10 protein-coding genes are annotated in these 13,497 nt (G+C 58.2%); 1 reads left to right on the forward strand and 9 read right to left on the reverse strand.

The genetic code is table 11. The features are described from left to right. Positions 1-7: 7 nt before the first annotated feature. From AC1DYR_RS15415 to sucC, 7 genes are all read right to left on the reverse strand, one after another. The gene (locus AC1DYR_RS15415; protein ID WP_477705854.1) at positions 8-2,257 is read right to left on the reverse strand and encodes a CHASE2 domain-containing protein; all 2,250 of its coding nucleotides are present in this window, start codon (positions 2,255-2,257) and stop codon (positions 8-10) included. 59 nt (positions 2,258-2,316) lie between these two features. Next, positions 2,317-2,973, reverse strand: coding sequence for an FHA domain-containing protein (locus tag AC1DYR_RS15420; RefSeq protein ID WP_477705855.1), 657 nt, complete (start codon positions 2,971-2,973; stop codon positions 2,317-2,319). Between the two features lie 37 nt (positions 2,974-3,010). Further along, positions 3,011-3,796: a Stp1/IreP family PP2C-type Ser/Thr phosphatase gene (locus AC1DYR_RS15425; protein WP_457282073.1), complete on the reverse strand. Its 786-nt coding sequence runs from the start codon at positions 3,794-3,796 to the stop codon at positions 3,011-3,013. A 13-nt stretch (positions 3,797-3,809) separates the two neighbouring features. After that, a complete protein-coding gene (locus tag AC1DYR_RS15430) occupies positions 3,810-6,530 on the reverse strand; it encodes a CHASE2 domain-containing serine/threonine-protein kinase (RefSeq protein WP_477705856.1) in 2,721 nt (906 codons plus the stop codon). Between the two features lie 321 nt (positions 6,531-6,851). After that, on the reverse strand, positions 6,852-7,553 hold the full coding sequence (locus tag AC1DYR_RS15435; RefSeq protein ID WP_477705857.1) for a TerC family protein: 702 nt from the start codon (positions 7,551-7,553) through the stop codon (positions 6,852-6,854). Positions 7,554-7,700: 147 nt separating this feature from the next. Beyond that, complete coding sequence (sucD, locus tag AC1DYR_RS15440; protein WP_477705858.1) at positions 7,701-8,594, reverse strand: succinate--CoA ligase subunit alpha; 894 nt, start codon at positions 8,592-8,594, stop codon at positions 7,701-7,703. Positions 8,595-8,610: 16 nt separating this feature from the next. Continuing rightward, positions 8,611-9,771 (reverse strand): ADP-forming succinate--CoA ligase subunit beta, encoded by a 1,161-nt coding sequence (sucC, locus tag AC1DYR_RS15445; RefSeq protein WP_477705859.1) that lies wholly within the window; start codon positions 9,769-9,771, stop codon positions 8,611-8,613. 239 nt (positions 9,772-10,010) lie between these two features. Between sucC and argC the strand changes: the two genes are divergently transcribed. After that, positions 10,011-10,922: an N-acetyl-gamma-glutamyl-phosphate reductase gene (argC, locus tag AC1DYR_RS15450; RefSeq protein WP_477705860.1), complete on the forward strand. Its 912-nt coding sequence runs from the start codon at positions 10,011-10,013 to the stop codon at positions 10,920-10,922. A gap of 39 nt (positions 10,923-10,961) precedes the next feature. On the opposite strand, the gene AC1DYR_RS15455 is transcribed toward argC, so the two are convergent. Beyond that, on the reverse strand, positions 10,962-12,815 hold the full coding sequence (locus tag AC1DYR_RS15455) for a tetratricopeptide repeat protein (RefSeq protein ID WP_477705861.1): 1,854 nt from the start codon (positions 12,813-12,815) through the stop codon (positions 10,962-10,964). A gap of 156 nt (positions 12,816-12,971) precedes the next feature. Next, the gene (gene recX / locus AC1DYR_RS15460; RefSeq protein WP_477705862.1) at positions 12,972-13,469 is read right to left on the reverse strand and encodes a recombination regulator RecX; all 498 of its coding nucleotides are present in this window, start codon (positions 13,467-13,469) and stop codon (positions 12,972-12,974) included. Positions 13,470-13,497: the final 28 nt, after the last annotated feature.

Below are 13,497 nucleotides of genomic sequence, written 5' to 3' on the forward strand. Positions count from 1 at the left end.
GACTGTGCTATTTGGTTTCGAAATTGGTTGCGCCATCCCATTCCGGATCAAAAGGCAACAGCCTCATAGAGGCTACACGCTCCGCATACAGCCGGTAAAGGAACTTTTTGCCATTTATCCGATGTAAATTAAGCAATTGCACATCGCATTGATCCCAATCCTGCGCGCGGTAAGCTTTTAACGCCATTCCCCAGGTCTTCAGCTCAGCCGCAATGTCATTGTCGATCCGGTCTACCGGCACCAACGGCCAGAAAATGGAAACCGCCTGATCTTTGCCTTTCACGCGAACCTTGTCGAGTTCCTGCCATGCAAAATCATTCGCCTGCTTTCGGGTGGACTCACTGACCACGATATCCACTCCATAGGTTTTTGACAGCCCCTCCAGACGCGAACCCAGATTTACCGAATCGCCAATCACGGTGTAGCTGCGGCGGATATCCGAACCCATGTCACCGACACACATCGTGCCYGTATTGACACCGATACCTATGCCAATCTCGGGTAAACCCTTGATCTTGTGTTCCTCGTTGATCTTCCTGACAGCATTCGACATCTCAAGTGCCGTTTTGACTGCAAGACCAGCATGATCTGGCGTGTCGACAGGAGCCCCCCAAAAAGCCATCACGCAATCACCCATGTATTTGTCTATGGTGCCGCGATTGCTACGAATCAGGTCTGTCAGCCGGCTGAAAACACTGTTCAGCAAAGCCTGCAGCTGGGTAGGCTCCATCGACTCCGACATTTTGGTAAAGCCTCGCATGTCGCAAAACATGACCGTCAGCTCTTTGGTGGTCGCCTTCATGCTGTAGCTGTCGGGATCTTTTACCATCTCGTCAACCAGTTCGGGGGGTACATAGGTGCCGAACAGATGGGCCAACTCCCGCTTGGATCGGCTTTCCACGAAATACCCATAACTCATGTTCAACGCAAATGCAGTCAAGGCCATAACCAGCGCACTGGCCAGCGGCAGCACCAGACCGTAACCAGAGTAGAGCCAGAAATTCAAGCCGGCTATGGCGGCAATCACCGCCAAGCTGACCAGCACCGCACGGGAAGCTGAAAGCAGGGGTAGCGCAAAAGCCAGCGTCAATCCCGAAAAAAGCAGGATGACTACCTCGAATCCGATGGCGTAGTCGGGCTTGACGAACACCTTCCCGTCAAGGAAACCGGAAATAACATTGGCATGTGTTTCCACCCCCGGATAGGTTTCCCCCACCGGGGTCACTCTCAAATCGAGCAGACCGGGCGCCGTGGTGCCGACCAGGATGATCTTGTCCTTGAGCGTGCCAGGGGCAAGGCGCTTGGCCAGGACATCCGCCGCGGAGATATACCGAAACGAGCCGCCGTTCGCACCACCATTACCCCTGAAAGGCACCAAAGTGGCGACGCGATCATCGACCGGAATCGCCAGGGTTTTGTTGCCCTGCTTGAGGAGAATGCTTTCCAGCCCCTGGTAGTTCCGGGTCAGGAATTTCTCCTGCGGAAAACCAGGCTCGACCTTGGGCAACCCTGCAAGCATGCGAAACATGGCGAGCGCCAATGACTCGTAGTACTGCCCCTTGAACTCCGCCAGCAGGGGAATAGAGCGCACCACACCATCGCCCTCGGTAATGGAGTTAAAGAAGCCTCCCAAAGGGGCCGCTTTGGCCAGCAACTCTATGTTGGCCCCGTATCCGTTCCAGCTGGTGAATTTGATAGGGCGGCCACCAAGCGCATCGCTGCTCATCACCGGGGGCGGCAAAACTCCATTGACCCGACCATCTCTGTCGCTGGTGAAGTAATACCCCATCACCACAGGGCGTTTCTCAATCGCTTTCGCGAAAACTCCGTCGTAATCCAGGCTGCTCTGCAGCTGGCTGAGTTTTTCCGAGAAACCCGGTTGATCTTTCAGCTCCGCCTGTGCCAGCTGCCTGAGCCGCTTTAAACCCGAGCTCTCATCAGCCTCGGCAAATACGACGTCAAATCCCAACAGCGCCGTTTTTTGACGATCCTGCAGCTCTTCGACCAGCTCCGCCAACTTGTTACGGCCCCAAGGCCAGCGCCCTACCTCCGCAAGGCTCTTCTCATCGATGTCAACGATAACAATGCGTTCGTCCAGCGTATGCGGCATAGTCGCACGAAGGCGTGCATCGTAGATGATGTCGTCCAACCTTTGCAGTACGCCAATGCGAACGACTCCGCTGGCATGCATCAATGCAAACACCAGCGGAATCAGCGTGACGGCGATACGAGGCCAGTGCCGGGAGAGGAGTCTCATGCGACCTCGTTTGAAGGGTGCTTGCAGTCCGCGTGGTGCGAGACCGCATAGCACCGATGTCAGTGTTGAACGAACTGCATTTGCGTTCCGGCCAGTTCAAGCATGTCCCCATTTTTCAGGACAACCGGCTCTGCACCGATGGGAGCTCCGTTAAGCGTCGGCTTGCCAGTGCCTTCCACATGGGCAACGACAAAACCCTGAGGCCGCTTGGTAATGGCGGCAACCGCAACCCCGGGTTTTCCGATGGTGGTAACTACTTTCACCAATGCCACTTCGCGGCCAGCTGCAGCGCCCGACATCACCTTGATAGCCGCCGTGAGGCCCGTACCGGCTTCAGCTGGTGCCGCTGGCGAACCTGCCGGCGCCGGGGGCACAAGACCTGCGGAGCCGGCCTTGATAATCATGGTCTTCTCGAAGCCCGCGGGTGCAGCCTCGTTGACGTACTTGATTTTGTACTTGCCGATTTCAACGGTGTCACTGTTTTGCAGCAGTAGTTTTTTGACGGCCTTGCCGTTGACATAGGTGCCATTGGTGCTGTTGAGATCTTCAAGATAGACCTCATTGCCGGACATTTGCAGTACAGCATGCTCCCCGCTGACAGCTAGGTTGTCGATGACGATGTCGTTGTAAGGCCTGCGCCCCAAAGAAGTCCGGTCTTTCGTCAACTGGACTTCCTTGATCACAACGCCGTCAATAGAGACGATCATTTTCGGCATGGCCGACTCCTGTCTGTTTGTAATATTTCAGTCATCGTTATTTTCCCAGCATTCTGGACAAAAGGCCGCGCTTGGTCGAGTCTTCTTTCGCATATGCCAACAGCACGGAAATATTATCGCGTCCACCAGCCTCATTCGCCGCAACAATCAGCTGCTTTGCTTTTTGTTCAAGGGTCCCTGCGCCTGTAAGGATAGCCGCAATGCCCGGATCCGCAACCATGTCCGAGAGCCCATCCGAACACATCAGATAAAGGTCTCCTGCGTCCACACGATGCTCATTGACCTCAACCAGCACCGTGTCTTCGACGCCCAAGGCGCGAGTGACCAGATTCTTGTTCAGGGAAGTCAGCGCCTGCTCGGGAGTTATCAGCCCGGCGTCAATCTGCTCTTGCAACAGCGAGTGGTCCTTGGTGATTTGCTGTAGTTCCTGGCCGCGCAGGCGATAACAACGGGAATCGCCAATATGACCCAGCATCAGTCGCCCGTCCTGGAACACCCCCACCACCAGCGTGGTACCCATTCCCGCGTACTGGGGGTTGGAATTTGCCGCGTTGAAGATCGAATGGTTGGCATTTTCCACGCAGATTTCCAGAGCCCGGCGCACTTCCTTGGCATTGGCATGCCTGCCCGCCTGGGAAAGCCAACGGCCCATTTCCGACTTGATGAAAGCGGCAGCCATGCCGCTTGCAATTTCGCCTGCGTTATAGCCGCCCATTCCGTCAGCCAGGATACAAAGCCGCGTCGCAGCATCAAAAGCGACCGCATCCTCGTTGTTGTCCCTCGTCAACCCCGGGTCGGTATGTGTACAAATCTCGTAGTTCATCTTGTTCGCGTGATCACTGGATGTCGGTATCGGAAGCAGGTGCTTTGGAAACCACGGTTTTCTCAAACGTCTGGGTGCCGTCGGCATTCACGGCTTGGGTCGCATCATAGGTCCTCGGGCCGGCAGCTGGTGTAGCCGCTGATTGCACGACTGTGGCGTCAAATTGGGCTGCCGGCGCACCCTGTGGAGGGGCAAACGACGGAGCCGGCGCAGCACCTTCCATCGCGGCAATGACGGCACGCAGATCTGCCGCCAACCGATCACCATCCTGATATCGCAGCTCCGGCTTTTTGGCCAGAGACAGCGCAACAATCTCGGCCAGTCGCTCCGGCAGCTCTTTACGGATGATACGGATATCGGGGGCTTCTTCGTTCGCGATCTTGTACATCAGTTCGGCCATGGAATCGCCCCGGAATGGCAACACCCCAGCCAGCATCTGAAACAGCATGACACCCAGCGAGTACAGGTCCGAACGCCCGTCGACTTTTTTGCCGGCAATCTGCTCCGGCGACATGAAGCTGGGCGTCCCCAGTACAAGGCCGGTCTTCGTTTTGCTTGAATCCGTAATGCGGGCGATGCCGAAGTCGGTCACCTTCACCGTATCGCTTTCGATTTCATACATGATGTTGGCCGGTTTGATGTCCCGGTGCACCACATTCTGCTTGTGCGCGTAAGCCAGGGCTTCAGCCACCCGTGCCACGATGGACAGGACCTTCGGGACCGGCAACAAATGGCCGTCCTTGGTGACATCTGCCAGATCCTTGCCCTTCAGAAACTCCATGGCAATGAATGCCAGGTCGTGTTCTTCACCCGCATCAAAAATCGTGACGATGTTCTGGTGCTGCAGCCGGCCAGCGGTCTCGGCTTCCCTGAAGAAGCGCTCCCGCGCATCGTCAAGCTCCTCGCCCTCGAACTCCTGGCTCAAGGCCATGGTCTTGATGGCGACGACACGACCGATCTTTGGGTCCTTACCGAGGTACACCACGCCCATGGCGCCCTTACCCAATTCCTTTTCAACCTGATAGCGGCCCAACATGGGCTTTTCAACACCCCCACCGTCAAGGAGCATGGTCCCGCCCGGGTGCGCGCCGCCACCGCCCAAAATGACGGTTTCCGACAGGTTTTTGGCCCGATTGAGCTTGGACTGCAGGTCTTTGTGGTTCTTGTTGTAGGTGGCCATGTACTCGTACACGGCTTGAGCCTTGTTGAACTGGCGCTTGCGCTCGAAATCCAGCGCCAGGTTGTTCATGTTGTCCATCAGCGCGTCGGTGAAAGGTACGCGGCGAAAGCGGTCAAACGCCATGTCGAGCTGGCCTTGGCCTTGCAGCGCAAGACCCATCATGCGATTGGTCTCAGCCGACTCCTCGTCGGACTTGAGCTTGCCAGCCTCGGTCACGAGGAAGCGCTTGGTCGTCAACGCCAAATGGCCGATTACCAGCAGGGCCGCGGGAAAGACAAATTTGAGCCAGGTCGCGGCCGCCGACAGCAGGCCGAACTCAACCACCAGCAACACCAGGAACAGTGCCAACGTGATGACTGCAGCCTTACCAGCGGAGAGGCGAGGCAATCCGGCGATAAGGTAAGCAGCAACCACGAGCAGAACAGCCAACGTAGCCCAGACACCCCAAGTCGGCTGGACAATGAAGTGTTCACTCAGGATGCTGGAAGTGATATGCGCAATGGTCTCTGCCGGTGACAGCCCCGGACCGGCCGGCGTCGTAAAGAGGCTACCCACGCCCTGTGCCGTGGCGCCGATCACGACAATCTTGTCCGCATATTTGGTGGCAGGGATTTTGCCAGTCAGCACGTCATAGAAGGAGTCAACTGCAAAAGCAGGCTTGCCACCGCTACCTTTATAAAACTGCGGCAACATCAGGGCCGACTCGTCGGTGCGCACTCGGAGCTTGCCGATTTGCACAGACTCCCCCACGTTGAGCTTGATATCAGAGGTGTTGAGGTTGAGACTTTTTGCGGCAGCCAGCAGCGCCATAGAGGGCACACCCTTGCCGTAGTAATTAATGAGCAGCGGCTCCTGGCGAACTGCCCCATCAACGGGATCCTGTATCTGGTTCAGGTGGCCTATACCGGCGGCGGCGTTGCCTATGGCTTCAATCGGCTGGGTGCCGCGTATTGCTGCAATGGAAAAGCCGTTGCTCTCGTCAATCGCACTTTTGAGCGCGTAGGCCGGCAGCGGTTTGTCTGGCCTGCCCTGCGGCTCGCCAAGGGTAAACACCGAAGGCACAAGCACATTGCCGGCATGAGCCATGCTGGCGGCCAGCTTGGCATCGCTATCCAGCGCCACCTCGGCATCCGCAATCAGCTTGCTCAATTGCTCGCCAATACCAGTTTGCGCGACAGCAGGGTCGCCGAGGACCTCTTTCATCTTGCGGATAAAAGCAAGACCTCGGTCGGTTTGAGGCTCAAAGAAAAAGGCCGTGTGGACGATTGTCTTGGCCTTGGCGGCTGTTAACTGGTCTATCAGCTGCGCGTGGACGTCACGGGGCCAGGGCCAACGGCCTATATTCGCGATGCTTTGGTCGTCAATCGCAATGACCGCTATGCGGTCTGAGGGCTGGCGATTGCTGCTGGTGCTGGCAAAGTCATAATAGCGGCGCTCAAGTGTGCCGAAAAAATCGGTCAGGCCATGCAGAAAAAGAACGGCCAGCACCACCAGAACGCCCACAAACCAGTCGGCCCGCCAGAACTGACTCAATTTCCTAGATGTTTTGGCCACTTCCCGTCCCTTGTCCTGATTCGCTATGCATAGCCCCAGCCATTTTTGTAATTGCTTTGTACTATCGGTGCTCTGGCAGCAAATTTCGTGCGCCGGATACCGCCCGCCGACTGTTTCGGCAGGTTACAAGTCTCCTGACAATGGACATTAACAGACGGGGTGCGGCTGGACAAGCGACTTCTGCACCACAACCGTACCGACTGTTGCAAATAAGTGGTTTTCTGGTATGCGCGGCGCGCATCCGGCTCGCCGCAGATGGCGAGCGCTAAAAAAAAGACCCAGCCACCGGAAGAGGTGTGGCGGCTGGACCGGTATCCCGGTTCAGGCGGAAGGCGCCTTTGTCTGCTGCCGTTTGGTCAGGTAAGTGCCCAGTGCCACCACAAGCACGGCACCCACAATCCCACCGGCAGTCACCGTATGGTCGCTAACGGCACCAAAATGGCTCACTACCGCAGGATCCGTCAGCAACATCTCACCCGCCAGGAAGCCCAAAAGAGCAGCGCCGATGGTAATGATGATGGGGAAGCGCTCCATCACCTTGGTCAACAAGGTGGCGCCGAAAATAATCAGTGGGATGCTCACCAGCAGACCCAGTACCAGCAGCGGCAGATTACCCTTGGCAGCGGCGGCCACCGCCAGAACGTTATCCAGGCTCATTACCAGATCGGCAATCAGGATAGTGCGAATCGCAGCCATCATGCCGTTGATTTCGTGGCCTTCACCGTCTTCATCTTCTTCGCCTTTGAGAAGGTCCACGCCAATGTAGACCAGCAGAACCGCACCGATCATCTTCAGGTACGGCAAGCTCAACAGCTGAATGGCCACGATGGTCAGCACGATACGCATCACGATCGCGGCAGCACTTCCCCAGAAGATCGCCTTGCCGCGCTGCTCGGGTTTGAGTGTGCGCGCAGCCATGGCAATTACCACGGCGTTATCGCCAGACAGCACGATGTTGGCAAGAAGGATGGAGCCGAAAGCACTCCAGAAAAGGGGGGACGCGAGGTCCAGTCCGAAAAACATGGCAGCTCCTGTTATCAATTAAAAAAGCGCCGGAAAGCGCTTTTTTGTTTTGGAGAGTCTAAGCCGCAATAGACCAATCCCGATTGGTATTACTGCTTACCTGCTTGACCGCGGTCAAGTTTTTAAATCACTTTTTTCGCTGGCGCCTTACAGCAGCGCCTTGAGCAATTTGGCCATTTCCGACGGGTTGCGCGTCACGGTGAAGCCGCAAGCCTCCATGATGGCCAGCTTGGCATCCGCCGTATCGGCGCCACCAGAGATCAGCGCACCCGCGTGACCCATGCGCTTGCCGGCCGGAGCCGTCACGCCAGCGATAAAGCCGACGATTGGTTTTTTCATGTTGGCCTTGCACCACTGTGCAGCTTCGGCTTCATCAGGGCCACCAATTTCGCCGATCATGATCACGGCGTCGGTGTCCGGATCATCATTGAAGGCTTTCATTACGTCAATGTGCTTGAGGCCATTGATCGGGTCGCCGCCGATACCGACTGCACTCGATTGGCCCAGGCCAATTTCAGTCAGTTGCGCCACAGCTTCATAGGTCAGCGTGCCGGAGCGGCTGACTACGCCGATACGGCCCTTGCGGTGGATATGGCCGGGCATGATGCCGATCTTGATTTCTTCAGGCGTGATCAGACCGGGGCAGTTGGGGCCCAGCAGCAGGGTTTTCTTGCCGCCGGCGGCTTCCTTGGCCTTCATGCGGTTGCGCACTTCCAGCATGTCCCTGACCGGAATGCCTTCGGTGATGCAGATCGCCAGGTCCAGGTTGGCTTCAACAGCCTCCCAGATGGCGGCGGCAGCGCCTGCGGGCGGTACATAAATCACCGAAACCGTCGCGCCCGTGGCCTGAGCCGCTTCGGTCACGTTGGCAAAAATCGGGATGCCTTCGAAGTCTTCGCCGGCTTTCTTGGGATTCACACCGGCCACAAAAGCTTCTTTGCCGTTCGCGTAGTCGCGGCACATGCGGGTGTGGAATTGACCGGTTTTGCCGGTGATGCCCTGGGTGATGACTTTGGTGTTTTTGTTGATGTAGATGGACATGTTCTTGGCTCCGGGCTTATTTGACAGCGGCGACGATTTTGGTCGCGGCTTCGGCCATGGTGTCTGCGGCGATGATGGGAAGGCCAGAATCGGCCAGCATCTTCTTGCCCAGGTCTTCGTTGGTGCCCTTCATGCGCACGACCAGCGGAACCGAAAGGTTCACGGCCTTACAGGCGGTGATCACGCCGTCGGCGATGGTGTCGCACTTCATGATGCCGCCGAAGATGTTGACCAGGATGCCCTTGACGTCGGGGTTCTTCAGCATGATCTTGAAGGCTTCGGTGACTTTTTCAGCCGTTGCGCCGCCGCCCACATCCAGGAAGTTGGCCGGCTCGCCACCGAACAGTTTGATGGTGTCCATGGTCGCCATGGCCAGGCCTGCACCGTTGACCAGGCAGCCGATGTTGCCGTCCAGGCTGATGTAGGCCAGGTCGAACTTGCTGGCTTCGACTTCGGCCGGGTCTTCTTCGTCCAGATCGCGATAGGCCACGATTTCGGGGTGGCGGAACAGCGCGTTGGCATCGAAGTTGAACTTCGCGTCCAGGGCCATGACTTCGCCCTTGCTGTTGCGGTTCAAGGGGTTGATTTCAACCAGCGATGCGTCGGTCTCCATGTAGCACTTGTAGAGCTTCTTCAGGATGTCGACGGTCTGCGCCACGGAATCAGCGGGCATGCCGATGCCGGCGGCGACTTCCTTCGCCTGGGCGTCCGTCATGCCGACCAGCGGATCGACAAACACCTTGATGATTTTTTCGGGGTTGGAGTGAGCCACCTCTTCGATGTCCATGCCGCCTTCGCTGGAAGCGATGAAAGCCACCTTTTGCGACTCGCGGTCGGTCACGGCCGAGATGTAGTATTCCTTGTTGATGTCGGCGCCGTCTTCAATATAGAGGCGGCGGACTTTCTGGCCGTCAGGGCCGGTCTGGTGCGTTTTCAGCTGCATGCCGAGGATTTCGCCGGCAATGCGCTTGACGTCGTCGATGGTTTTGGCAACCTTCACGCCGCCGCCCTTGCCGCGGCCGCCCGCATGGATCTGGGCCTTGACCACCCACACCGGGCCGCCTAGTTTCTGGGCGGCTTCCACCGCTTCCTGCACCGTGAAGGCCGGGATGCCGCGCGGCACTGGCACACCAAAATTGCGCAAGATTTCCTTGCCCTGGTACTCGTGAATTTTCATGAAAGACCTTCAGAATTCAGTAAAAGAGGGGGTGCAACAGGGATTTGGGCAGAGGAATGGGGTGTCGGAAACAGGCCACACCGGCCCAAAAAACCACGTCGGCGGTCACTGCAGGCAGCAACGCAGAACTGTATCATGGTGCGACGCACAATTCTTGTGCCCGCCTTACACCCCGAAATGGGCCGAAATTGACCTCTGGGGCGCCCAGCCGCCCCACTTTGTTTTGTACCTGGAAGCTCATGCCTAAAGTATTTATTGACGGCGAAGCCGGCACCACGGGCCTGCAAATCCGCGAGCGGCTGCAAGCCATGCCGCAAATCGAGCTCGTCAGCATCGCGCCCGAGCTGCGCAAGGACGCGGCCGCCAAGCGCGCCCTGATGGCGCAGGTGGACATGGTAATCCTGTGCCTGCACGATGACGCGGCACGCGAGTCGGTCGCCATGATTGACAGCTTGACCGGCAAAAAGCCCAAAATCATTGACGCCTCCACGGCTCACCGTACCGTGTCCGGCTGGGTTTACGGCTTTCCCGAACTGACCCGGACCCAGCGCGCCGCCGTGGCCGCTGCCGACCGCGTGGGCAACCCCGGCTGCTACGCTACCGGTGCGATCGCGCTGATCCGCCCGCTGGTTGACGCTGGGATCATCCCGGCCGACTTCCCGCTGAGCCTTCCCGCCGTAAGCGGTTACTCCGGCGGCGGCCGGCAGATGATTGAAGACTACGAAGCTGGCACCGCTCCCCTGTTTGAACTTTACGGCCTGGGCCTGAAACACAAGCACCTGCCCGAAATCATGAAATACACAGGGCTCACACGCCGGCCGGTGTTCATTCCGTCGGTCGGCAACTTCAAGCAGGGCATGCTGGTGCAATTACCGCTGCACCTTGACTTGCTGCCCGGCAAACCAACCGGGGCGCAGTTGCAGGACATACTGGCCAAACACTATGCCGGCAGCGAATGGGTAACCGCCGAAGCTGCGCCCGAGTCGGGAAAGCTGGATGCGCTGGCGCTCAACGACACCAACAAGATGGAGTTGCGCGTGTTTGCCAATGAAGAATACCGCCATGCGGTGCTGGTGGCGCGGCTGGACAACCTGGGCAAGGGCGCATCCGGCGCTGCGGTGCAAAACCTGAAGCTGATGCTGGGTCTATAGGCCGTGCATCCAGCGGCTAACGGCAGCTCCCGGGGAAGCTCAGGGCAGCGGTAGCGCCTGCGGCAACTCTCTGCCGACCCGGTCGACCACGTCCTGCCAGCTGCGATTTTGGCCTTGGCGAAAAAGCCGCGCACTGGGGTACCAGGGAGAGTCCTCCCTGTCGAGCAACCAACGCCAGTCCGGACGAAAAGGCAGCATGACCCACAACGGCTTGCCCAGGGCTCCTACGAGATGGGCGACGCTGGTATCAATGCTGATCACCATATCAACGCAATCGGCGAGAGCCAGGGTATCGGCAAAGGTCCGCAACTCTTGCCCGGCGTGGAAGATACCCGATGCCTCCAGCGCAGCCAGATCCGGCTCGTTCACATCCTTCTGCAGACTGATGAACTGATAGCCGGGCGGCATCGCTTCATGCAGCATGGCCATCGACATCGAGCGGTTCAGCGCAGTCTTGAGTGCCACATTGCCGGACCAGACCAAACCTACGCGCGGGCCGTCACGCGCGGGCAATCTGGCCTCCCACGCCTGCTTGAGAACCGGGTCGCTTCGCAAATAGGGCGCACCGGGAACATTGGTGACGCGCGTGCCAAAAGCCAGTGGCAGACTGAACATCGGACATTGAAAGTCGAAAGACGCCGCAATATCTTTGCCCTCCCTGCTTTCCACCAGAGTACAGCCACTCTTCCAATCCGCACAAAGGGGCCGCAGTGGCGCCGGCAGATAGAGGAAAATCCGTGCGCCCATGGCCAGAATCACCGGGATATAGCGCAGCAGCTGGATAGAGTCGCCCAAGCCCTGTTCCGCATACAGAAAGATGGTCTTTCCCTTCAGGGGCTCCCCTGACCACATCGGCTGGGACAACACGGGCTTGAGCGTGCGCGGGCCCAGCGCATGGGCATACCAGCGCCACTCATACTCCTTCCACCCCTCTTCCCATTGGCCGAGCAGCAGTTGTGCAAATGCCTTGTTCCAGTGCAGATTGGCATGCCGGGCATCCACAGCCAGCCCGGTTTCGCAAATGGCCACCACTTCATCGCATTGCCTCAAGCTCAGCAGGGTGCAACCCAGGTTATAGAGAACATCAGGGTTCCTTGGCTGGAGATGCTGCGCGCGGCGGTGAAAACCCATCGCCTGCTCAAACCGCCTGAGCCGGTCGCAGGCCGCGCCAGCATTGGACAGGGCATCCACATTCTCAGGCTGAAGGGCAATGATCTTTTCATAAATCTCCAAAGCCTCCTCATGCCGGATCATTGCCGCCAGGACTGCGGCTTTTCCACTCAGTGCAGGCACGTCGTCCGGATTTGCTGCCAAGGACCTGTCGATGATGGTCAAGGCCTCTTCGTGGCGCTCCAGGCCGTTCAGTGCGCAAGCTTTCTCCATGGGGAAAACCGGGTGGGCCGCAGCAGCGGATTGCTGATCAGCAAAATCAATGGCCTCCTGCCAGCGTTCATGCGCAAGCAACAGGCTGATGCGACGATAGCCCGCGTCGGTAAAACCCGGGTTGATGCGTAGCGCCTGGGCATACGCATCCAGTGCCGGCACCGGCTGGCCCAGGTCCTCGAAGGCGCGGCCCAGCTCGAACCAGGCGAAATCAAAGTCCGGCTTGAGCGCCAGCGCCGTCCTGAAGCTGTGGATGCCCTCCTCCGTCAAGTGCAACTGCATCTGTACCTGACCCAACAGAAAATGGGCATCCAGCAGTGTTGCGTCCAGCCGGATCGCATGGTGAAAACTATCAACAGCTTCCCGCAACTGGCCCAGTTCCATCAGGCCATAACCCAGGTTGACATGGGCCAAACCATCGTTTGGTGTCATGGCGACTACCTGGCGATAGCAGTCGGTGGCCTCGGAAATCCTGCCTTGTGCCAACAACTCGTTGCCACGTGAGCGCAATGGCTGGGCATCTTCACCCGGGACAACCGGGCCGGCAGGTACGGCACTTTTATTGCGTGCCAGAAGGGTGCGGATACTCTGGAAAATGGCTGACTCCTGAAAGCTTTCACATTCCCGGGCCAGACTTTGGGAGGAAGGGCCACTGCAGCCTGGATCTCAATCTCCTTCGTTATCGGGATTTTTGAGCACCCACGATGCAACCTCCAGTGTAAAACCTCTTCCCGCCAGAAATCGGACTTGCCGGGCATGTTCTGCGGGGTTGGCCGGGGCTGTGCCAAACTTTCGCCGCCAGATGTCTCGCGCCCGTTCGCGCTCGGTGGCCTTGAGCTGCCCAACCGCTTCCCGTATGGCCGTCACGTCCAGTCCTTTGGCCTGCAGCTCTTGCTGGATACGCGAAGCGCCCAGCTTGCCGGAACGCCGGTTGATGACCGAATCGATGACACGCTCTTCGCTGATGAAATCCTTGAGCTCAAGGTCGTCGAGTACCACCTTCAGCTGGCCAGGCGTTTCTTCATGCGGAGCCAGCTTGCGTTCAAGTTCGGCGCGCGAATGCTCGCGTGCTGCCAGGTAACGCAATGCGCGGCCCTTGAGAGAAAGGCCGAAACCCGCACGGCGGGCGGGTTTGGCGGGGGAGTCGCCTGCCGGGTTTTCCATGCTCAAAGGACTCCACCAGACGGCAGCG

This window comes from Polaromonas sp. P1_F9 (assembly GCF_056405615.1).